Raw genomic sequence first — 22,482 nt, forward strand, 5'->3', positions numbered from 1 at the left:
GTTACCTCTCCTGAAGGGCTTGTGCTTGTGCTTGAGGTTGGGCTTGGGCTTGAGGCCGACGCGGAGCCGGTGGGTGAACCGGTGGGTGAACCGGCGCGCAGGGGGGCCGGTGCGGTGTCGGCGTCAGGCCGCGACGATGCGCTGGGAGCGCGGCCACCACCAGAGCACGATCCGGTCGCCGATGGCGTGGTCGCCGCTGAGCGCACCGGTACGCGCGCGGCCCGCAAGCCCGCCGTCGCCCAGGGCGAGCAGCAGTGTGCGGTACGAGCCCATGTACTCGACGTCCCGCACCGTCGCCCGTACCGCGTTGGCGCCGGACGGCACGTCGTCGCGGCTGCCCGCGACCTCGACGTCCTCGGGCCGCACGACGATCGCGCTGCTCTCGCGCACGCCCGGATGCGCGGCGACGGTGCCCGGCTCGATGATCCAGCTCTCGCCGTCCCAGGAGACCTTGCCGTCGGGCGCGGGGCGCCCCAGCTCGAAGACGTTCGAGTCGCCGAGGAAACGTGCGGTGAACAGGGTCTCGGGCTCCGTGTACAACTGCTGCGGTGTGCCGACCTGTTCGATGTGGCCGTTGTTGAACAACGCGATGCGGTCGGAGAGGTTCATCGCCTCCTCCTGGTCGTGCGTCACGAAGACGAACGTGGACCCCACCTCGCGATGGATCCGCCGGATCTCCGTCTGCAGCGCCGACCGCAGGTTGCGGTCGAGCGCCCCGAGCGGCTCGTCGAGCAGGAGCGCCTTGGGCTCGAAGACGATCGCGCGGGCCAGCGCCACGCGTTGCTGCTGGCCGCCGGAGAGCTGCGAGGGGTAATCGTTGTCGCGGCCCGTCAGCTGCACGAGTTCCAGTACGTCCGCGACCTTCCTCGCGATCTCCTCTTTGCCGGCCTTGCGTTCGCGCAGGGGATACGCGACGTTCTGCGCGACGGACATGTGCGGGAACAGCGCGTAGTTCTGGAACAGCATGCCGAGGTTCCTGCGGTGCGGCGGTACGTCGCCCACGTCGGCCCCGTCGAGCAGGATCGTGCCGGCGCTGAGCGTCTCGAACCCCGCGACGAGGTTCAGCGTGGTCGTCTTGCCCGAGCCGCTCGGCCCGAGCAGGGTCATGAACTCGCCGGGCTCGATCGTCAGCGAGATGTCGTCGACCGCGGGGGTGGCGAGCCCGTAGTCCTTGGTGACGCCGGCCAGCCGGATCTCGGTGCCGGTGCCGGTACCCACGTCGGTGTCGGACGTCGGCCCGGTGGACTTCACCGTGGTCTCACGTGTTGTCGGCATGGCTCTCCTGTCGGCGGCCACGCCGGCCGCGACGCAGTTGGGGCAGGATGAAGACGACGGTCACCGCGACGACCATCAGGCTCGACGCCGCGGAGATCGTCGGGTCGATCTCGACGGTGACGCTGTTGTACATCTGCACGGGCATCGTCTGGAATGTCGGGGACCGCAGGAACAGCGCGATCACGACCTCGTCGAACGAGACGATGAACGCGAAGATCGCGCCGGTCAGGATGCCCCGGCTGATGAGCGGCATCGTCACGCGGACGAACGACCGCAGGGGTGAGGCGCCCAGCGACGCGGAGGCCTTCAGCAGCTGTGGGTCGAACCCGCCGAGTGCCCCGGTGACGGAGACGATCATGTACGGCACGGCGATCGCGGTGTGGGCCAGCACGTAACCGGTCACCGTGCCGGTGAGCTGCCAGCGGAGGAAGGAGATGTACACCGCGACCGCCACGACGATCGCGGGCGCGACGATCGGCACCATGAGCAGGGTACGGACGAGCTGGGCCGTCCGTCCGCGCAGCCTGGACAGCGCGACCGCCGCCGCGGTGCCCACCACCGTGGCCAGCACCGCGGTGAGCGTGGCGACCAGGAACGAGTTGCCCAGGGAGTCGAGCCAGACCGGGTTGGTGAAGAAGTTCTCGTACAGCCGCCACGAGAAGCCCCGCGGGGGGAACTGGAACGTCTTCGCGTCGCTGAAGCTCATCGGGATGACGAACAGGGTCGGCAGGATGAAGAAGGCGACGACGAACCCGCCGAGCGTCTTGAGCCACCACGGGATCGGATCGACCTTCGTGTAGCGGCGACGAGTGGCCGTCGTACCGGAACCTGTTGCACCGGAGTCCGCTGTGCCGGTGTTCGCCGGACGGGTGCTCACTCGGCTGGTCATGGGCGGTCCTTGGGTCGGCTCGTCGAGACCGCACCGATCGCGGAGACGGTGCCGCCCACCCGGTTCGCCCAGGCGACGAGCACGAGCGTGACGATCAGCACGACCAGGCCGAGCGCTCCCGCGGCGGGGAAGTCGAGCAGGAGGATCGTCCGTTGGGCGAGCAGTTGGGCGACGAGCGACTCCTGCGGTGAGCCGAGCAGCGCGGGTGTCACGTAGAACCCGAGACTGAGGGTGAACACCAGGACGACGCCGGCCATCACCCCGCCCCGGGACAGCGGCCAGAAGATCCTCCAGAACGCCACCGTCGGGGACGATCCGAGCCCCCGTGCGGCGAGCAGCAGTCTCCGGTCGATGGAGCCAAGGGTGCTGAACAGCGGCAGCACCATGAACGGGAGCATCACCTGCGTCATCGCGATGGCCACGCCGGCGGTCGTGCCGTACAGGACGACATGGCCGGCTCCGAGCAGTTCGAACAGGCTCTGCACCGGCCCACCGTCCTGGAGGATGATGATCCAGGCGAAGTTGCGCGCCATCACGGACGTCCAGAAGGGGATCAGCACGATCACCAGGAGGATGCCGCGGGCGCGTGGACCCACCCGGGTCATCAGATACGCGTAGGGATACCCGAGCAGCAGGGCGGTGATCGTCACGGTCGCGGCGGTCAGCGCCGTTCGCCCGAGGACGGTCATGGTCACGCCGTCGGTGAAGAGGTTGCTGTAGTTCTGGAGCGTCCAGGAGGGGGTCGAGACGCTGTCGATGAGGGTCTTGCCCAGCGGCACCAGCAGAATCGCGGTGAGCAGGGCGAGCGCCGGTACGAGGGGGAACCAACGTGACCACTTGATATTGACCGAGGACATCTTCGTCCCCTTCCAGCTTGTGCGGCTCGGCCGATCCGGAGACCCGGCGCGGTCAACGGGCCGGGTAGTCGGTTTCGTTGAGGACCCAGCCCGGACGGGCGGAGAAGTCCTGACGCGGCGGCGAGAAGATGTCGATCAGCTGCTGGTACGGGCCGACGCCCTGGGTGGTGTGGACGGCCGGCGGCGGGATGACGGTGAGCGAGGGCGATCCGACCCCGCTGTGCTCCTCGGGCCGCCACTGCGTCGAGTCGGGGCCCCAGGGGTACTGGAGGTGATGGATGAACTCACCCTTGACGGCCAGGGACAACTGCTCGAAGTCGTCGTGGGTGTGCGGGGAGAGCTTGAGCGGGTTGCGGGGCGAGGGTTCCTCGGCGAGGAAGTTCACCATCAGGTTGGTGGTGCGGAAGATCCGCCCGAACCGTCCCTCGCTGATCGGGGTGTCGGCCAGCCGGTAGACGCGCAGCCGGAAACCGCCCACCGGTTCGGGCCACGGCACGAGCGGCGCGCAGCGCGGGTCAGGCCCGGCGTACGTGTCGGCGTTGACCGCGGTGTCGCTCAGATCCTCGGCCAGGGAGGAGAACAACCGGACGACGGGCCCGTCGGTCAGCACCTCGATGACACTGTCGCCCGGCGGCACCACGACGAAGGCCTCCTCGTCCACCTCCTGCCGTTCACCGGCACCAGCACTGTCATCGGTACCGTCACCGCCGGCGGTGACCCGGATCGCGGCGCTGTCGGAGTACAGGAGGACGGCGTACTCGTCGGGTTGGCCGGTGCGTGGGAGGCGGTCGCCCGCGACCGCGTCGGTCCACACGAGCACGACGTTCTGACCGCGGGTCACCCAGGTGCGGCTGCCTGCGGGACTGACCGCGGTGGGCGCGCGATCCGTGAACTCCAGGTACTGGCCCGGAGAGACCGGGGTGGACGGGTCGACCGGCACCCGGGTGGCCGGGACGCTCGCCAGCTGCGACCGGATGTCGTCCTTGGCGTAGCTCGTCATCGCGATGCCTCTCGTATCGGTCGGAGCGTGACGTTCTGTGCGCCCTTGAGGCCCAGCATCCGGCGGACGTCGGCCGGGGTCGCGATCTCTTTGCCCAGGTCGGTGAGGATCTCCCGGACCTTCTGCACCTGCTGGGCGTTGCTGGTCGCCTGCCGGCCCTTGCCGATGTAGAGGTTGTCCTCAAGACCCACGCGCACATGACCGCCCAGCCATGCGCTGTGGGTGCAGAACTGCATCTGGTGACGCCCCGCGGCGAAGGCGGAGAAGTGGTAGTCGTCGCCGAAGAGCTTGTCGGCGATGTTCACCATGTGGGTGAGGTTGGCGTGGTCGGCCCCGATCCCGCCGAGCACCCCGAAGACGCCCTGGATGAGGAACGGCGGCTTGGCCAGCCCTCGTTCGGCGAAGTGGGCCAGGGTGTACAGGTGCCCGATGTCGTAGCACTCGTACTCGAACCTGGTCCCGCCCCGTTCGCCCAGCTCCCTCAGCGCGTACTCGATCTGCTCGAAGGAGTTGATGAACGGGCTGCGGTAGGTGTTCCGCACATAGGGCTCCTCCCACGGGTGTTTCCAGTGGGTGACCCGGTCCGCGATGCCGGAGTAGACGAAGTTCATCGACCCCATGTTCAGCGAGGCCAGTTCGGGGCTGAACCGCGTCGCCGCGGCGAGGCGTTCCTCGATCGTCATCGACGAGGCCCCGCCGGTGGTGATGTTGATGACCGCGTCGCACCGGGCGGCGATGGGCGGAACGATCTCCTCGAACACGTCCGGTTCGAACGCGGGCCGGCCGTCCTCGGGATGTCTGGCGTGCAGGTGGATGACGGCTGCGCCTGCCTGTGCCGCGGCGAGTGACTCCGCGACGATCTCCTCGGGCGTGACCGGCAGGTGGTCGCTCTGCGACGGCACATGGACCGAGCCCGTCACCGCGACGCTGATGATCACCGGATCGGCTTTGATCATGACGGGCTGTCCTCCAGACCCAGCAGGAACGCGGGGTTGGCCGCGACCATGGTGTGGATGTCCTTCTCGGCCACACCGTGGTCCAGCAGTGCTCCGACGAGGTGGATGTATCCGTCGACGGGCAGCGGATTGCCCTTCTGCCCGAGGTCCGAGGAGATGACGGTCCGCTCGGGGCCGACCCGGTCGATCCAGTCCACCAGGCGCTGGACGGGCCATCCCACGGCGGTCACCTCGGGGTGGTACATGGCGATCTCGTGCTCGATGTAGGCGCCGAGGCCCAGCAGTTCCTCGATGTCGGTCTCGGAGGCGCCGACGATGAAGTCGGGGTGCTGGACGAGCAGCCGGCGTACGCCTCTGCGCTCGGCGACCGCGAACAGGGCCTTCATCGACTCGGTGTCCAGGTGCCCGCCGGTGAGCAGGGTGTCCGTCTCGGCGACGAGATCGACGACGGCGACGGTGTCGGCCGAGACGTCCTTTGATTCCGACTCCGACCCCGACCCTGACTCCGACCCCGACTCGGATCCTGCCCCCGTTCCTGCCCTCGTTCCTGTCTTCGACTTGTCGAAGATCGACACCTCCTTCTCCAGCAGGTCGATGGCCGCGCTGGGGAAACCGCCCGCGGCGGCGTGGCTGTGGTGGTCGATGTGCTGCCCGGCGCACGTGGTCGGCGCCCAGACGCAGCGTCCGCCCATCCGCAGGCTCATCGCCACGGCCGACGGGTTGACGCCGCCGACCTCGGTGTTGAGCGCGACCCCGCCGTACACCGGTGTGGGAGCGTCCGCGAGCCAGGTCTCCATGGCGAGCAGATCCATCACCGTGTTGTGGTGATGCGACTTGACGAGGATGGCCCGCATGCCGATCCGCGCTCCGTCGTGGGCCGCCTCGACGTGGTTCAGCCGTCGGGGGAAGGGGCTGGGACCCGAGTGGCAGTGCAGGTCCACCGCGCCGTTCAGTACCGCCAGGACGGCCGGCGGGACCGGCGGTGTGTCTTCGGCTGTAGGCATGCAGCTACCTCCATGTGTTGCGCATCCTGAACAGGTTGTTCATCGTACGGACGGCCTATGTGTCTGTCTATGGTCGGGAGTCGGTCGACTCGGGGTCGAGGTGACACTGTGTGCGTAGTACCAGGTCAGACCACATATGTGGCGGAAGATATGGGCCGGGCGGACGTCGACGAAGGGGATTATCGGGGCATTTCGGTGTCGGTTCTCTCGTTCGCTATGTGGTCCGAGGTGTGGAGCATGTGCGGTTGTCGCCCATCGAAGGTGCAGGATGCGAATGTCATGAAGCGCATTACGAACATCATGAGCGCGGCAACGCGAAGCGCCCGCCCTCGTGGAGGAGGGCGGGCGCGACAGGGCGGTCATGAGGACCTTCGGGTCCAGGTCAGCTCATGGTCGGCTCCAGCTCAGCGGTTCAGGCGGGCGGCGGACGCCCCCACCGGTGCGCCGGTGATGGTGAACTGTGAGCCCGGCTCGATCAGTACGCTCCCTTCGGCCGAGTCGGTGATCGTGACGTTCGTCAGGGCGGCACTGCCCCGGGCCCCGCTCATCGCGAGGATGCCGGAACCGTTGTTGGACCCGTCGATCCTGACGTCGGTGATCTTCACGCCCGGCATCGCGCCGCCACCCGTCTTGAACTGGATGCCGTCGTACGTCGAGTCGAGGATCTCGGTGTCGCGGATGGTCACACCCGGGATGTCCTGGCCCTGCGCGAAGAGGGTGATGGCACCGAACTCCTGGTCCTCGTTCCAGAACGCGCCACCCGTCCGGTGCAGGGCGTTGCCCGCGATGAGGGTCTGCCCGGAGAACGGGAGCGGGTCGTGGTCGGTGGCGAGCATGATGCCGGGGTAGTTCATCGTGTCGGCGATGACGTTGTTCTCGATGGTGTTGCCGTAACCGCCGTACACCGCGATGCCGTTGGCCCGCCACGGCAGCTGGATCGTGTTGTTGCGGAAGTGGTTGTCGTGGCCGACGTCCACCGAGGTGTCCTTGACGTACTTGCTGGACCAGACGGCGAGCGCGTCGTCACCGGTGTTGCGGAAGGACGAGTTGTACACGGTGGAGTTGCGGGTGCCGTTGGCGAAGTTGACGCCGTCGGCGTAGGTGTTGCGGATCCGTACGCCGGTGAACTCCAACCCGTCGCCAGGGCCCCACAGTTCGGGGATGTTGGAGTAGTCGCGGCCGGCCCACACGCCGACGTTGGCATGCTCGATCCACACGTTGGTGATCTTTGTGCCCTTGCCGAAGCGGCCGTTGAGCCCCACACCGCCCTCGGCGTTGCCGTCGCCGCCGCGGATGGTGCCCGAGCCGAAGATGGCGATGTCGGAGATCTGGGTGTTGTGGTCGATGTCGAAGCCGAAGTTGCCCTCGTGCGGGTGGTTGATGCCACCGGCCTGGTGGGGCGGGGTGAGGGTGTAGAGCTGGGAGTGCCACATGCCCGCGCCCTTGACGGTGACGTCCCGGATGCCGACCTGGTTGTACTGGCCGCGGTCCAGCGGGTCGTCGGTGAGGATCTTCTGTTCCTGGCGCCACTGTCCGGCCGGGATCCACACGCAGGAGATCTGGCCGTTCTGGTCCGCGGTGACCGCCCGCTGGAGGGCGTCGGTGTCGTCGAGTCCGTCGTTCGGGACGGCCCCGTACTCGGTGATCGAGGTGCAGTCGGCCGGCTTGTCGGCGGCCGGCGCGACCTGCTCCAGGTCGATCAGGTCGATGACGTAGAACGCGGCCGTGTCGCCCGTGTCCCGTTGCAGACGGAAGGTGGTGCCCACCGGGTAGGTCTTCGACAGCAGGGCGTGGGACTCGTCGAACAGCCGCCGGGCGTCACCGCCGGGAGTGTTGGTCAGGCCCTCGGGATCGTCGGTGCTCCCGTACAGCCAGCTGTGCTTCGAGGACAGATTCAGCTTCTGCACGAAGGTGCCGTCGGCGTACAGGCTGATCGTGGCGTCCGCTCCGCCGCCGCTCGCCGCGTCCGGGACGGAGTTGCGCACCACGATCGAGTTGGCCGAGGTGGGCGAGGTGAACTCGACGAACTGCCCCGTGGAGCCCAGTCTGACGGACTCGCGGCCCGAGGACTCGGTGGCGAAGTTGGTGTGCCCGAAGGTCCGCTTGGCGTCGGCGGTGAGCAGGGTGCCCTGGTAGCGGCCGTCCTCCGCCTCCAGCTCGGTGTAGGGGACGGCGGCGCCGCGGCCGACGACGAGGGACTTGGTGAGCACGTTGTTGTTCTCGTTCGTCTCACTCACGACACCGGTGGCGTCGGCGGTCGCGGTGAGGGTGGCCCCGCCGCTGGTCGCCGTCCACGTTCCGCTGATCGCCACATTCACGGTGGCGCCCGCCGCGACCTGGCCGGTCGTGCCGTTCAGCGTGGTGGAGCCGGCCTGGAGCCTGGTCACGGAGCCGGCCGCCGCGGCGCTGGTGCCGCGGTTGTGCACGGCGACGGTGAAGGAGACCGACGAGCCGACGGCCGGGTTGGCCGGGCTGGTGGTGATGGCGCCCACTTCCAGGTCGGGGCCGGGGGCCTGGCCGACGACCAGCCGCTGCGCGGCGGTCCGGCTGTTGTTGGTGTCGTCGAGCTCGGCGACCGTGCCGCGCGGGTCGACGGCCGCGGAGACGGAGTAGTCGCCGGCCGGGCGGGTGCCCGTGGCGACGGCCACGGTGGCGGACGCGCCCGCGTCGAGCGCGGGTACCGTGCCGCTGCCGGCGACCGTTCCCTCCACGCTGACCTCGACGGTCGTGGCCGCGGAGCGTGCCGTGCCCGCGTTGCGGACGGTCGTGTTCACGGTCACCGCGTCCAGTTCGGAGGGCACGGCGGGCGTCCAGTCCAGGGCGGTGACGGTCAGGTCGGGTGCGGGGGCCGCCGTACCGACGACCTGGAACTCGGCGACCTGGCCGCCGGGCGCCCCGGTGTTGGAGAAGAACCGCAGCCGGACGTCGGACCAGCGGCCGGTGACCGGGATGGTCACCGAGTTGTCGTCCCGGGCGGGGCTGAAGGCGTAGTCGGCGCGGTCGCGCAGCGAGGTGAAGCCGCTCGCCGAGCTCTCACGGCCCAGCACCTGGATGCCCTGGGTCCTGGCCGCCCACACCTGGTCCGGGTTGAGCTTGACCACCACGGCGTCGAGGTCGGCGTCGGCGCCGAGCTTCACGGTCAGGTCGGAGGGGTGACCGGCCGCCTCCCAGTAGGTGGAGGTCGAGTCGTCGGTGGCGTTGGCGGCGACATAGCTCTGGACCGACGAGGTGGCCTCGACCGGCTTGTTGCGCGCCAGGTTGGTGCCGTCGGGGGCGGGATCGGTGCCCGAGCCGTCGCCGTGCACCTCCAGCTCGGAGAGCTGAGCGGCGTTCCAGCCGGTGTTCCCGGTGATGTTCACCCGGACGTAGCGCGTCTCGGCGGGGGAGGCGAGGTCGACCGGGACGGTGTTGGTCCGCGCGGGGTCGAACGCCCGGCCGGCGGAGGCCGCGAGCGTACGGAAGCTGTCGCCGTCGGTGCTGCCCTGCAGGGAGAGCGTCTGGTTACGGCTCTCCCAGGCGGCGGGCAGTTTCAGCACCACCTGGTCGACGGTCCGGGTCGTGCCGAGGTCGACCTGGACCCACTGCGGGAACGAGCCGGCCGGCCCCTCCCAGTAGGACGCCTGGGCCCCGTCCGTGACGTTCCCGGCGGTGTAGGAGCCGTTCGTACCGCCCGCCGTGGCCGGACGGCCGAGGGCGAGGTTGACGTCGGCCGCCGCCTCCGACCGCCCGGTGTCGACCGGGGCGGAGGCTGCTCGGGCGCTCGTCGTGAAAGCCAGCGGGATCAGTCCGGTCGTCATGAGCGCGGCTATGACGGTGCCGGTCAGTGACCGGCGGCCGAGGGGTCTCCATCTCATGGGGGGTCCTCTGTTCCGTGGGGGAGCGGGAGTGCGGCGGTGGGGCCGGGCACGCCGGGGCAGACACGGGGGAGTGGAGAGCGAGGGAAGTGTCCGACGAGGAACGCACCGGCCCTGCACGTAAATTGAGCTACTCGGTCGATTCTTTGCGGAAACTACGCCCACAGAGTTCTAGCCCGACCCCGCTTTGTCAACGGTCGCGGTAGCACCGGTAGTTGGTGTGGAAGCGGCTTGCACCGCTTGCGGGATGGCTTGCGGATTACGACAGTCGTCATGAAAGCCGTTGACGCGACGGCAGCAGCAGGTGAGCGACGATCGCGCAACCCCGTTTCAGGCATGCTCACGCCATAGACGTGCCGTTGGGTGTCTGCAACTCTCGGATCGATCGACGCAAAAGCGAGCGCTCGTCGCCGCACATCGCAGCGCGACGGACACCCCCTCGGACACCCACCCACCCAGCCGCCCCGAGGCCGTCCACATCCGGACCGGGGCGGAGATCGGGGACACATGAGACCGCAACGCCGGGGATGGCGAAGGACAGCCGCCGCCGTCCTCTCGACCGCCCTGTTCCTGCTGGGCCTGCCCTCGCTGACCGCCGCCGCGGCGGCCGCCGGGCCCAACCTCGCCGCCGGACGGCCCGCCACCGCCGCCAGCGCGCACGCCGAATACGCCGCACGCAACATCACCGACGGCGACCAGGGCACGTACTGGCAGAGCGCCGGCAGCGGCCTCCCCCAGTGGGTCCAGACCGACCTGGGCGCCACCGCCCGCGTGGACGAGGTGGTGCTGAGACTGCCGGCCGGCTGGGAGAGCCGCAGCCAGACGCTGTCCGTCCAGGGCAGCGCGGACGGCACCGGCTTCACCACGCTGAAGACCTCCGCGTCCTACACCTTCAGCCCCGGCAGCGCCAACACCGTCACGGTGACCTTCCCCGCCGCCCAGACCCGGCACGTACGGATCGAGATCACCGCCAACACCGGGTGGGCCGCCGCCCAGCTCTCCGAGCTGGAGGTCCGCGAGGCCGGCGACTCCTCGGCGAACCTGGCCCGCGGCAGCACGCTCACCGCGGCCAGTCACAACGAGACCTATGTGCCGGCCGCCGCGGCCGACGGCAACAAGGCCAGTTACTGGGAGAGCCGCAACAACGACCTCCCGCAGTGGATCCAGGCCGACCTGGGCGCCTCCCTGCGCGTCGACCGGGTGGTGCTGCGCCTGCCGGACGGCTGGGGAGCCCGTACCCAGACCCTGAAGATCCAGGGCAGTGCCAACGGGACCGCCTTCTCCGACCTGACCGCCGCCAAGGGCTATGTGTTCGCCCCGAGTGACGGCAATTCGGTGACGATCGACTTCGACGCGACCACCACCCGGTACGTGCGGGTCCTGGTCACCGCCAACACCGTGCAGCCCGCCGCCCAGTTGTCCGAACTGGAGGTCTACGGCCCGGCGACCGGCGACACCGAGGCGCCGAGCGCCCCGACGGACCTCGCCCTCACCGAGCCCGCCACCGGCCAGATCCGGCTGACCTGGAAGCCGTCCGACGACGACACCGGTGTCACCGGCTACGACGTGTACGCCGACAACGAGCTGCTCACCAGCGTCGCGGGCACCGTCACCACGTACACCGACAACCGTCCCGCGAGTGCCACGGTCTCCTACTTCGTGCGGGCCAAGGACGCGGCGGGGAACGCCTCGGGGAACAGCAACACCGTCACCCGCCGCGGCGGGACCGGTGACACCCAGGCACCCACGGCCCCCGCGAACCTGGCCCTCACCGAACCGGCCGCCGGGCAGATCCGCCTCGCCTGGAACGCCTCCGTCGACGACACCGGCGTGAGCGGCTACGAGGTGTACGCCGACAACAGCCTGCTCACCACGGTCGCCGGCACCGTCACCACGTACACCGACAACCGCTCCGCGGGTGCCACGGTCTCCTACTTCGTGCGGGCCAAGGACGCGGCGGGGAACGTCTCCGGCGACAGCAACACCGTGACCCGCAACGGCGCTTCGGAGGCGGGGTCCAACCTCGCGGTCGGCAAGCCGATCACAGCCTCCTCGACCGTGCAGACCTACGTCGCCGAGAACGCCAACGACAACAGCACGGCCACCTACTGGGAGGGCGCGGGACACCCCGCGACCCTCACCGTGAAACTCGGTGCCGACGCCGACATCTCCTCGCTCGTCCTCAAGCTCAACCCGGACAGCGCCTGGGGAGCCAGGACCCAGAACATCCAGGTCCTCGGCCGGGAACAGGACGCCACCGGCTACACCGGCCTGGTCGCCGCCAAGGAGTACGTCTTCGACCCGTCGAGCGGCAACAGCGTGACCGTGCCCGTCACCGCGCGCGTGGCCGACGTACAACTGCGCTTCACCTCCAACACCGGTGCCCCGGCCGGGCAGATCGCCGAGTTCCAGGTGATCGGCACCGCCGCGCCCAACCCGGACCTGGAGGTCACCGCGCTGACCGCCGCCCCGGACTCGCCGGTCGAGTCCGACGAGATCACCCTCACCGCCACCGTCCGCAACAGCGGCGAGGCCGCCGCACCGGCCAGCGCCGTCGCACTGCGCCTGGGCGGCACCAAGGTCGCCTCCGCCGCGGTCGGCACCCTCGCGGCCGGAGCGCAGCGCACCGTCAGCGCCTCCATCGGAACGCGCGACGCCGGCACCTACCAGCTCAGTGCCGTGGCCGACGACGCCGGCGCCGTCATCGAGCAGAACGAGACCAACAACACCTACACCAGCCCCACGTCACTCGTGGTGCGCCCGGTGAGCAGCTCCGACCTCGTGCCGGTACCGACCACCTCCCCGTCCGGCCCGGCGGACGGCGACACCGTCACCTTCAAGGTCGCCGTGCGCAACCAGGGCACCACCGCCTCGGCGGGCGGCGCACACGGCATCACCGTCGCGCTGGTCGACTCCAAGGGCGCCACCGTACGGACCCTGACCGGCTCGTACGACGGCACGATCGCCGCCGGAGCCACCACCGGCGCCGTCACGCTGGGCACCTGGACCGCCGCCGACGGCTCGTACACGGTACGCACCACCGTCGCCGCCGACGCCAACGAACTGCCGGTCAAGCGGGAGAACAACAGCGCCTCCCAGTCCCTGTTCGTCGGACGCGGCGCCGACATGCCGTACGACATGTACGAGGCGGAGGACGGTGCCACCGGCGGCGGCGCGGCCACCGTCGGGCCCAACCGGACCGTCGGCGACCTCGCGGGCGAGGCCTCGGGCCGCAAGGCGGTCACCCTCGACAGCACCGGCGCGTACGTGGAGTTCACCACCCGGGCCGCCACCAACACCCTGGTCACCCGCTTCTCCGTGCCGGACGCCGCGGGCGGCGGCGGGATCGACACCACCCTCGACGTCTACGTCGACGGCACCTTCCGCAAGGCACTGCCCCTCACCTCGAAGTACGCCTGGCTGTACGGCGACGAGGCGGGCCCCGGCAACTCCCCGTCCGCCGGCGCTCCGCGCCACATCTACGACGAGGCGCACCTGATGCTGGGCGAGACCGTGCCGGCGGGGGCGAAGATCCGGCTGCAGAAGGACACCGCCAACACCTCCCGGTACGCGATCGACTTCGTCAGCCTGGAACAGGTCGCACCGGTCGCCAACCCCGACCCGGCCGCGTACGCCGTCCCGGCCGGCTTCGGACACCAGGACGTGCAGAACGCCCTGGACCGGGTCCGCATGGACACCACCGGGAAACTCACCGGTGTCTACCTCCCGCCCGGCGACTACGAGACGTCCAGCAAGTTCCAGGTGTACGGCAAGGCCGTGCAGGTGACCGGCGCCGGGCCCTGGTACACGCAGTTCCACGCCCCGTCCGGCCAGGACAACACCGACATCGGCTTCCGGACCGAGAACTCCGCCAAGGGATCCTCGTTCCGGAACTTCGCCTACTTCGGCAACTACACCTCCCGCATCGACGGTCCCGGCAAGGTGTTCGACTTCGCCAATGTGTCGGACATCGTCATCGACAACATCTGGAACGAGCACATGATCTGCCTCTACTGGGGCGCCAACACCGACCGGATGACGATCAGCAACTCACGCATCCGCAACACGTTCGCCGACGGCGTCAACATGACCAACGGCTCGACGGACAACCACGTGGTCAACAACGAGTCCCGGGCCTCGGGCGACGACAGCTTCGCGCTGTTCTCCGCGATCGACGCGGGCGGCGCGGACATGAAGGACAACGTCTACGAGAACCTGACCTCGATCCTCACCTGGCGGGCCGCGGGCGTCGCCGTCTACGGCGGCTACGACAACACCTTCCGCAACATCCACATCGCCGACACCCTGGTCTACGCGGGCATCACGATCAGCTCGCTGGACTTCGGCTATCCGATGAACGGCTTCGGGACCGAGCCGACGACCGTGGAGAACGTCTCGGTGGTCCGCTCCGGCGGTCACTTCTGGAAGGGCCAGACCTTCCCCGGCATCTGGCTGTTCTCCGCCTCGAAGGTCTTCCAGGGCATCCGCGTCAACGACGTGGACATCGTGGATCCGACCTACAGCGGGATCATGTTCCAGACCCAGTACGACGCGGGCGGCCGGCCGGTCAACCCGATCAAGGACACGGTCCTCACGGACATCTCCGTCACGGGCGCCCGCAGGAGCGGGGACGCCTACGACGCGAAGTCCGGCTTCGGACTGTGGGCCAACGAGCTGCCGGAACCGGGACAGGGGCCGGCCGTCGGTGAGGTCACCTTCAACGGCCTGCGGTTCGAAGGCAACGCCGTGGACGTCCGCAACACCACCTCCACCTTCAGGATCGACATCAATCCCTGAGACGGACCCGAGGGAGGCGATATGGCTGGCGCAAGCCGCTTGCGTGGCTTGCGCTAGCCTTGCGCTCATGACGCGACGACTTGCTCAGGTAGCCAAGAAGGTAGGAGTCAGCGAGGCCACGGTCAGCCGGGTCCTCAACGGCAAGCCCGGGGTCTCGGACACGACCCGGCAGTCGGTGCTCACCGCGCTGGACGTCCTCGGCTACGAGCGGCCCACCCAGCTGCGCGGCGAGCGCGCGCGTCTGGTCGGCCTGGTCCTGCCCGAACTGCAGAACCCGATCTTCCCCCTGTTCGCCGAGGTCATCGGCGGTGCGCTGGCCCAGCAGGGGCTCACCCCGGTGCTGTGCACCCAGACCAAGGGCGGCGTCTCCGAGGCGGACTACGTCGAACTGCTGCTCCAGCAGCACGTCTCCGGTGTGGTCTTCGCCGGCGGCGGCCTGTTCGCCCAGGCGGACGCGCCGCACGACCACTACCGCCAGCTCGCCGAACGGCGCATCCCGGTCGTGCTGATCAACGCCGCCATCGAGGGGCTCGACTTCCCCTGCGTCTCCTGCGACGACGCCGTCGCGGTCGAGCAGTCCTGGCGCCACCTCACCCTGCTGGGGCACGAGCGCATCGGCGTGGTCCTCGGCCCCGCCGACCACATCCCCTCCCGCCGCAAGCTGGCCGCGGCCAGGATCGCCGCGGAGGCGGCCGGCGGATCCCTGCCCGACAGCTACGTGGAGCGGTCGATGTTCTCCCTGGAGGGCGGCCAGGCGGCGACCACCCGCCTGCTGGACCGCGGTGTCACCGGCGTCGTCTGCGCCAGTGACCCGCTCGCGCTCGGCGCCATCCGGGCCGCCCGCAGGCGCGGCCTCGCGGTCCCCGAACAGGTCTCGGTCGTCGGCTACGACGACTCCGCCTTCATGAACTGCACCGAACCCCCGCTGACCACGGTGCGCCAGCCCGTCGAGGCCATGGGGCGGGCCGCCGTGGACCTCCTGTGCGCCCAGATCCAGGGCAGCGAGGTCCAGCCCGGAGAGCTCCTGTTCGAGCCGGAACTGGTGGTCCGCGGCTCGACGACCCAGGCCCCCAAGGGGAAGTGAACCCCGCTCCGGGATCACTCGTATACGTCCTTCTGTCGAACATTTACGAAAGCTGCGCGGGATATTGCGGTCACTTGTTCGTGGTGGTTGAGTGTGCGGCGCCCCACATCGCACCGGCGATGAGGGCGCCTTCCACGTTCATGCCCGAAGGGGACCACCCATGAGTAGAGCTCGGTTCCGCCGCAGCCGCCGCGCCGGCGCGGTCACCCTCGTCTCCGCGCTCACGCTGACGGCACTCGCCGCCTGCGGTACGAGCAGCAGCGGCGACGACGGCGACAACGGCTCCGGCACCAGTGCGAAGGGCGACCCGGCCGCACCGCTGGACCCGAAGACCAAGGTGTCCATCACCATCGACTGCATGCCCCCCGCGGCGAAGGCGGCCGAGCTCAAGCAGTGGAACGAGGACGTCAAGGAGTTCAACAGGACGTACCCGGGCGTCACCGTCAAGGGCCGTTCCACGGCGGGCCAGTGCCTGGAACCCCCGCGTTTCACCGCGATGCTCAAGGCGAAGTCCCAACCCGACGTGTTCTACACGTACTTCACCGACCTGCCCCAGGTCCTGGACAACGACGGCGCCCAGGACATCACCGCGTACGTCACGGACAGGAGCGTCCCGCTCCTGAAGGACATCGACCCCGAGGTCCTCGGCTCGCTGAAGCAGGACGGCAAGCTCTACGGCCTGCCGACCAGCAACTACCGCATGGGCCTGCTGATCAACCGCAAGCTCTTCAAGGAGGCGGGCCTCGACCCGGACACCCCGCCGAAGACCTGGGACGAGGTCCGCACCGCGGCCAAGAAGATCGCGGGCCTCGGCGGCGGTGTCGCCGGATTCGGCGAGTACAGCGCGGCCAACACCGGTGGCTGGCACTTCACCGCGCAGATGTACAGCCTCGGCGGTGACGTCGTCGACGCGAGCGGCAAGAAGGCCGCCTTCAACAGCGACATCGGCAAGCAGGTCGCCGAGAACCTCCACGCCATGCGCTGGGACGACGACTCCATGGGCAAGACCCAACTGCTGAAGTGGGGCGACCTCCAGAAGCAGATCGCCACCGACAAGCTGGGCATGTTCCTCGCCGCGCCCGACGACGTCACGTACATGGTCCAGCAACTCGGCGCCACGTACGAGAACTTCGGCATGGGGCCGATCCCGGGCGGTGAGAACACCCTCGCCGGCGGCAACAACTACATGATCAAGCAGGGTATTTCGGCCGACAAGGTCAAGGCCGCCGTCGCCTGGCTGAACTTCAAGTTCACCACGGTCGGCAAGGGCCAGTACGACTGGAAGCGGTCCAAGGCCGACGACCTGCCCGTGGGGCTCCCGCAGCCGAACCTGTGGCTGAACGGCTCCAAGGCCAAGGACGACGCCGCCCGCGAGGAGTTCGCCACCATGCCGGTGGAGAACTTCAAGGCGTTCACGGACAACCCGGTCCCGGGCAAGGCCGAACCGCCGAAGGCGCAGGAGATCTACAAGGTCCTCGACAACGTCATGTCGGGCATCCTCACCAACAAGGACGCCGACATCGACAAGCTGCTGTCCACCGCCGAGTCCCAGGTCAACCAGGTCCTCGCCACCCAGTGACCACGCGGGTGCCGGGCGGTGTCACCACCGCCCGGCACCGCAGGACGCCAAGGAGCGACCATGTCGGCCCCCACCCTCACCAAGGACCCGGCGGTCAAGGACCGCCGTCCCCGCAGACCCCGTGCCGGCGCCCCGCACCCGACGGACGGCGGATTCGGCAGAAGCCTGCGCCGCAACCTCACCGCCCACGGCTTCCTCATCGGCGCGGTCGTCTGTTTCGCCTTCTTCTCCTGGTACCCGATCGTCCGGGAGTTCCTCCTCGCCTTCCAGAAGACCGAGGACGGCCGCGTCAGCTGGGTGGGCTGGGACAACTTCGTCACGGTCTGGAACGACCCGGCCTTCGGCCAGGCCTGGCGCAACACCCTGTGGTTCACCGTGCTCGCGCTGCTCCTCGGCTTCGTCGTGCCGTTCGTCGCCGCCCTGGTCATCAACGAGTTCCGGCACGGCCAGGGCTACTTGAGGCTCCTGGTCTACCTGCCGGTGATGCTCCCGCCGACCGCGTCGGTACTGCTCTTCAAGTACCTGTACGACCCCGGCTACGGCATGTTCAACGAGGTGCTCGGCGTCTTCGGCGTCCCCGCCCGGCAGTGGCTCCAGGACCCGGACACCGCGATGCTCTCCGTGGTCGTCGCCTCGACCTGGATGAACATGGGCGGCGCGACACTGATCTACCTCGCCGCGCTCCAGGGCGTACCGGGCGAGCTGTACGAGGCCGCCGAACTCGACGGCGCGGGACTGTTCCGCAAGGTGTGGCACGTCACCGTCCCGCAGACCCGGCTCGTACTGCTGCTGATGCTCCTCCTGCAGATCATCGCCACCATGCAGGTGTTCATCGAGCCGTTCCTGCTCACCGGCGGCGCGGGACCGGAAGGGTCCACCACCACCGTCGTGTACCTGATCTACCAGTACGCCTTCAACTTCAACAACTACGGCGCCGCGGCGGCGCTCGGCCTGCTGCTGCTTGTCCTGCTGGCCGGCTTCTCCGCCGTGTACACCGCGTTCAGCCGCGCCGAGCGGGACTAGGACCGGGGGAGACGAAGACATGTCCACTCGTACGCTCATCTCGCCCGCCCAACTGAACCGGCCACGCGGCAAGTTGCTGTACTGGGTGTGCTTCGCGGCCGTCGTCCTGCTGTTCACGCTGGCCTTCCTCGGGCCGCTGTACTGGATGGTGTCCGGCGGCCTCAAGACCACCCAGGAAGCCGTCCAGACCCCGCCCACCTGGGTACCGGGCTCCGTCCACCCGGACAACTACCGGCGGGCCTGGGAGGTGATGGACCTGGCCAAACTCTTGCTGAACACCCTGTACTACGCGTTCGGCGCGCTCGCCTTCCAACTGGTGCTCGACGTCGCAGCCGCCTACTCGCTGTCCAAGCTGAGGCCCGTGCTCGGCAAGGTGATCCTGGGCCTGATGCTCGCCACCCTGATGATCCCGGCGACCGTCCTCGTCGTACCGCAGTACCTCACCGTGCTGGACATGCCGGTCATCGAACGCAACCTGCTCAACTCGCCCTGGGCGATCTGGCTCCCCTCGGTCACCAACGCCTTCAACATCTTCCTGCTCAAGCGGTTCTTCGACTCGATCCCCAAGGAACTGCTCGACGCGGCGTCGATGGACGGCGCCGGCTCCCTGCGCGTCCTGTGGTCCGTCGTGCTGCCCGTCTCCCGGCCCATCCTCGGCGTCGTGTCCATCTTCGCCGTCGTCGGTGTCTGGAAGGACTTCCTCTGGCCGCTGCTGGTCCTGCCGGATCCGTCCCGGCAGACACTCGCCGTCGGTATCTACTCGCTCGCCACCAGCGTGCCCGAGAACGTGCTGATCGCGTCACTGACCATCGCGTCCCTGCCCACGCTCGTCCTGTTCCTCGTCTTCCAGCGCAACATCATGAGCGGCCTGACGGCGGGCGGCCTCAAGGGCTGACCGAGCACACGCCGTCCGGGCACCTTCCCCGTAGCGAACACCACGCCGGTGCCCCCACCGATCCTCCGCCGCCGCCCCGTTCCCGACGCCTCGCTGTCCGGGGCGGCGGCGGAGAACCACTCCTGCCCGAAAGGACCGACACGTGGCAGCCCCTCAGCCCGGTACGACACCCGGCCACACCGACGACTGGTGGCGCGGTGCCGCCATCTACCAGGTGTACCCGCGCAGCTTCGCCGACGGCGACGGCGACGGCACCGGTGACCTCGCGGGCGTACGGTCGAGATTGCCCTACCTCGCCGACCTGGGTGTCGACGCGATCTGGTTCACCCCCTGGTACCTGTCGCCGCTCGCCGACGGCGGCTACGACGTCGCCGACTACCGCACCATCGACCCCGCCTTCGGCGACCTGGCGGAGGCCGAGCGGCTGATCGCCGAGGCCCGTGAGCTGGGCATCCGCACCATCGTGGACATCGTGCCCAACCACGTCTCCGACCAGCACGCCTGGTTCAGGGCCGCGCTCGCCGCCGGACCGGGCAGCCCCGAGCGCAAGCTCTTCCACTTCCGCCCCGGCCGCGGTGAACACGGCGAACTGCCGCCCAACGACTGGCCCTCGCAGTTCTCCGGGCAGACCTGGACCCGCGTCGAGGACGGCGAGTGGTACCTGCACCTGTTCACTCCGGAGCAGCCCGACCTCAACTGGGCCCACCCCGCCGTGCGCGAGGAACACGAAGAGGTCCTGCGGTTCTGGTTCGAGCGGGGAGTGGCAGGCGTACGCATCGATTCCGCGGCCCTGCCCGCCAAGGACCCCGACCTGCCCGACTTCGTGGCGGGCCGCGACCCCCACCCGTACATCGACCGGGACGACCTGCACGAGATCTACCGCTCCTGGCGGCGGATCGCCGACGCGTACGGCGGTGTGTTCGTCGGTGAGGTGTGGCTGCCTGACTCCGAGCGCTTCGCCCGCTACCTGCGACCCGACGAACTGCACACCGCGTTCAACTTCACCTTCCTGTCGTGCCCGTGGGACCCGGTCCGGCTGCGCGCGGCCATCGACGACACCCTCGCCGAGCACGCCCCGGTCGGCGCCCCGGCCACCTGGGTGCTGTGCAACCACGACGTCACCCGCACGGTCACCCGGTACGGGCGGCAGGACACCGGCTTCGACTTCGCCACCAAGACCTTCGGCACCCCGGCCGACCTGCGGCTCGGCACCCGCCGGGCCCGTGCCGCCGCCCTGCTCACCCTCGCCCTGCCCGGCTCCGTCTACCTCTACCAGGGGGAGGAACTGGGACTGCCCGAGGCGGAGATCCCCCGCGACCGCATCCAGGACCCGATGCACTTCCGCTCCGGCGGCACCGACCCGGGCCGCGACGGCTGCCGGGTCCCGCTGCCGTGGACGGCCGACGCCCCGTACGCCGGATTCGGCTCGGCCGGCGAACCCTGGCTGCCGCAGCCCGCGGGCTGGTCCGCCTACGCCGCCGACCGCCAGGCCGCGGACCCCGGCTCCATGCTGAACCTCTACCGCGCGGCCCTGGAACTGCGCCGCGCCGACCCGGCCCTCGGCGACGGCCCTCTGCACTGGCTGCCCTCCGCCGACGGCGTCCTCGCCTTCCGCCGCTCCCCGGACCTGATCTGCGTGGCGAACCTGGCCGACGGTCCTGCGGCCCTGCCGGACCACACGGAGATCCTGCTCTCCAGTGGCCCGCTGGACCCCGACGGGGCGCTGCCCTCCGACACGGCGGTGTGGCTGCGCGCTCAGAAGTGAGTGTCGACCCCGAAGACCCGCCGCAGCTGAGCCATGTCGTGCAGGTCGCGCTCGGCCGGTTCGTACCCCTGGTGGAAGGAGACCTGCTGCTCGGCGGAGAGACACGGGACCGAGGTCCCCCGGACGGTGCCGCCGACGAAGCACGAGGCGGGATAGCGGAACGGACGGTGCGGGTCGAGGGAGGCCTGCACCGCGGACCCGTCCGCGGCGAAGACCAGCGGGTGCAGGTCGATCGCGTGCCCGTGCGGATCGGTGACCACGAACCGCACAGGACGCCAGTCGAGGGTCTCGACGAACCCGACCGCCGTCAGCGCGGCCACGACGGTCTGCTCCTGGTCCTCCCTGTGCATCAGATCCAGGTCGCGGTGCGGCCGGGTCTGCTCGCCGACCAGCGCGTCGATGCCCCAGCCCCCACCCACCCAGACGTCGACGTCCGCGTCCCGCAGGGTGGCGAGTACGGACAGCACGTCGTCGGAGGTCATCACGCGATCACGGTAGCGGCCTGGCGGCCTTTATAGGGGCGCGGGGAACTGCGCAATCCTTCGGCCCCGCCACCCCCGGGCCGCAGCCGACGAAACCGCGGGCCGACTAACCGGCCGCCCCGCCCGACTCGTTCTCCACGGACTCGCGCAGCCGGCGGCTGGCCATCCGCATGTGCTCCGCCATGGCCCGGTCCGCGCCCTCCGGGTCGTGCGCCCGGACCGCCCGCAGGATCGCGTCGTGCTCGCACAGCGTGCCGCTGACGGTGCCCTCGATGTCGCTGACGCGCTCCATCCACACCTGGAGCAGCGCACGGATGCTGTGCAGGATGTCGCTGAGCACGCTGTTGCGCGCGATGCGGGCCATCTCCAGGTGGAAGTCGATGTCGGCGTCGATGAAGGCCTTGGCGTCGTCGCCGGCCGCGCGCATCTGCCGGAGGTGCTCCTCCAGGAGAGTCAGGTCCTCGTCCGTCGCGCGCTCCGCGGCCAGGCGCGCGGACACCGCTTCCAGGTAGGTGCGCACCTCCACCAGGTCCTGGGTGCGCCGCTGGCCCAGCATCAGTCCCCAGTTGATCGCCCGGGGCAGGAACTCCGACGTCCCCTCGCGCACGTACGAGCCCGAGCCGGGCCGGATCTCGATGATGCCCAGCACGTCAAGGGCGGACAGCGCCCCGCGGACGCTGGAGCGGGCGACGTTGAGCGCCTCGGCGAGCTGGCGCTCGGCGGGCAGCCGGGTGCCGGGCTTGATGTCGCCCGCCGACAGGTGGTCGAGGAGCCGCTTGGCGACCTCGCTGACGGAGGACTCACGCACCACGGGGCGCAGGAGTTGCGCGAGGTCGGGGGCGGCCCCGGGGGTCTGTTCATCGGACTGACTGGTCACGGTCACCAGTCAACCAGACCCGGCGGTCAGGTGGCTGACCAGCCGCTTCTTCCGCGTCGAAGGACGGTTTTGTCAAGAGTTGCGCCATGGTCGAATATGAGACCGTCCTCACATTGGTAAATTGGTGACCAATTTGAGTCGTCGG

The 22,482-nt window shown here is 69.4% G+C and carries 15 protein-coding genes; 6 read left to right on the plus strand and 9 right to left on the minus strand.

The features are described 5' to 3' along the window. Positions 1 to 123 precede the first annotated feature (123 nt). The 7 genes from ACLVWQ_RS06455 to ACLVWQ_RS06485 all read right to left on the minus strand — a co-directional run bounded on the left by ACLVWQ_RS06455 (position 124) and on the right by ACLVWQ_RS06485 (position 9,835). Positions 124 to 1,275: an ABC transporter ATP-binding protein gene (locus ACLVWQ_RS06455; protein WP_414107183.1), complete on the minus strand. Its 1,152-nt coding sequence runs from the start codon at positions 1,273 to 1,275 to the stop codon at positions 124 to 126. Further along, complete coding sequence (locus tag ACLVWQ_RS06460; protein WP_414107184.1) at positions 1,259 to 2,164, minus strand: ABC transporter permease; 906 nt, start codon at positions 2,162 to 2,164, stop codon at positions 1,259 to 1,261. Before ACLVWQ_RS06460 ends, ACLVWQ_RS06455 begins: the two co-directional genes overlap by 17 nt. Then, positions 2,161 to 3,021, minus strand: coding sequence for an ABC transporter permease (locus tag ACLVWQ_RS06465; protein ID WP_414107185.1), 861 nt, complete (start codon positions 3,019 to 3,021; stop codon positions 2,161 to 2,163). Before ACLVWQ_RS06465 ends, ACLVWQ_RS06460 begins: the two co-directional genes overlap by 4 nt. A 52-nt stretch (positions 3,022 to 3,073) precedes the next feature. Beyond that, the gene (locus tag ACLVWQ_RS06470) at positions 3,074 to 4,021 is read right to left on the minus strand and encodes a hypothetical protein (RefSeq protein ID WP_414107186.1); all 948 of its coding nucleotides are present in this window, start codon (positions 4,019 to 4,021) and stop codon (positions 3,074 to 3,076) included. After that, positions 4,018 to 4,977: a 3-keto-5-aminohexanoate cleavage protein gene (locus ACLVWQ_RS06475; RefSeq protein WP_414107187.1), complete on the minus strand. Its 960-nt coding sequence runs from the start codon at positions 4,975 to 4,977 to the stop codon at positions 4,018 to 4,020. The genes ACLVWQ_RS06470 and ACLVWQ_RS06475 overlap by 4 nt, the downstream gene beginning before the upstream one ends. Then, complete coding sequence (locus ACLVWQ_RS06480; RefSeq protein WP_414107188.1) at positions 4,974 to 5,981, minus strand: DUF6282 family protein; 1,008 nt, start codon at positions 5,979 to 5,981, stop codon at positions 4,974 to 4,976. The genes ACLVWQ_RS06475 and ACLVWQ_RS06480 overlap by 4 nt, the downstream gene beginning before the upstream one ends. 404 nt (positions 5,982 to 6,385) lie before the next feature. Further along, positions 6,386 to 9,835, minus strand: coding sequence for a CARDB domain-containing protein (locus ACLVWQ_RS06485; protein ID WP_414107189.1), 3,450 nt, complete (start codon positions 9,833 to 9,835; stop codon positions 6,386 to 6,388). Between the two features lie 507 nt (positions 9,836 to 10,342). Between ACLVWQ_RS06485 and ACLVWQ_RS06490 the strand changes: the two genes are divergently transcribed. The 6 genes from ACLVWQ_RS06490 to ACLVWQ_RS06515 all read left to right on the plus strand — a co-directional run bounded on the left by ACLVWQ_RS06490 (position 10,343) and on the right by ACLVWQ_RS06515 (position 20,978). Next, entirely contained in the window at positions 10,343 to 14,632 is a 4,290-nt protein-coding gene (locus ACLVWQ_RS06490; protein WP_414107190.1) for a discoidin domain-containing protein, read from the plus strand. A 67-nt stretch (positions 14,633 to 14,699) separates the two neighbouring features. Further along, the gene (locus tag ACLVWQ_RS06495) at positions 14,700 to 15,716 is read left to right on the plus strand and encodes a LacI family DNA-binding transcriptional regulator (RefSeq protein ID WP_414107191.1); all 1,017 of its coding nucleotides are present in this window, start codon (positions 14,700 to 14,702) and stop codon (positions 15,714 to 15,716) included. A 160-nt stretch (positions 15,717 to 15,876) separates the two neighbouring features. Then, positions 15,877 to 17,295 (plus strand): ABC transporter substrate-binding protein, encoded by a 1,419-nt coding sequence (locus ACLVWQ_RS06500; protein ID WP_414107192.1) that lies wholly within the window; start codon positions 15,877 to 15,879, stop codon positions 17,293 to 17,295. 60 nt (positions 17,296 to 17,355) lie between these two features. Then, positions 17,356 to 18,318, plus strand: a complete 963-nt coding sequence (locus ACLVWQ_RS06505) for a carbohydrate ABC transporter permease (RefSeq protein ID WP_414107193.1) — start codon at positions 17,356 to 17,358, stop codon at positions 18,316 to 18,318. A 19-nt stretch (positions 18,319 to 18,337) separates the two neighbouring features. Next, on the plus strand, positions 18,338 to 19,213 hold the full coding sequence (locus ACLVWQ_RS06510) for a carbohydrate ABC transporter permease (protein ID WP_414107194.1): 876 nt from the start codon (positions 18,338 to 18,340) through the stop codon (positions 19,211 to 19,213). A gap of 142 nt (positions 19,214 to 19,355) precedes the next feature. Then, on the plus strand, positions 19,356 to 20,978 hold the full coding sequence (locus tag ACLVWQ_RS06515; protein WP_414107195.1) for a glycoside hydrolase family 13 protein: 1,623 nt from the start codon (positions 19,356 to 19,358) through the stop codon (positions 20,976 to 20,978). On the opposite strand, the gene ACLVWQ_RS06520 is transcribed toward ACLVWQ_RS06515, so the two are convergent. Together ACLVWQ_RS06520 and ACLVWQ_RS06525 are read right to left on the minus strand one after the other, a co-directional pair. Continuing rightward, a complete protein-coding gene (locus ACLVWQ_RS06520; protein ID WP_414107417.1) occupies positions 20,969 to 21,460 on the minus strand; it encodes a nucleotidyltransferase domain-containing protein in 492 nt (163 codons plus the stop codon). The genes ACLVWQ_RS06515 and ACLVWQ_RS06520 overlap by 10 nt on opposite strands. 106 nt (positions 21,461 to 21,566) lie before the next feature. Next, positions 21,567 to 22,343, minus strand: coding sequence for a FadR/GntR family transcriptional regulator (locus ACLVWQ_RS06525; protein ID WP_414107196.1), 777 nt, complete (start codon positions 22,341 to 22,343; stop codon positions 21,567 to 21,569). Positions 22,344 to 22,482: the final 139 nt, after the last annotated feature.

It is taken from the genome of Streptomyces sp. CWNU-52B, assembly GCF_047444975.1.
GTDB lineage: Bacteria > Actinomycetota > Actinomycetes > Streptomycetales > Streptomycetaceae > Streptomyces.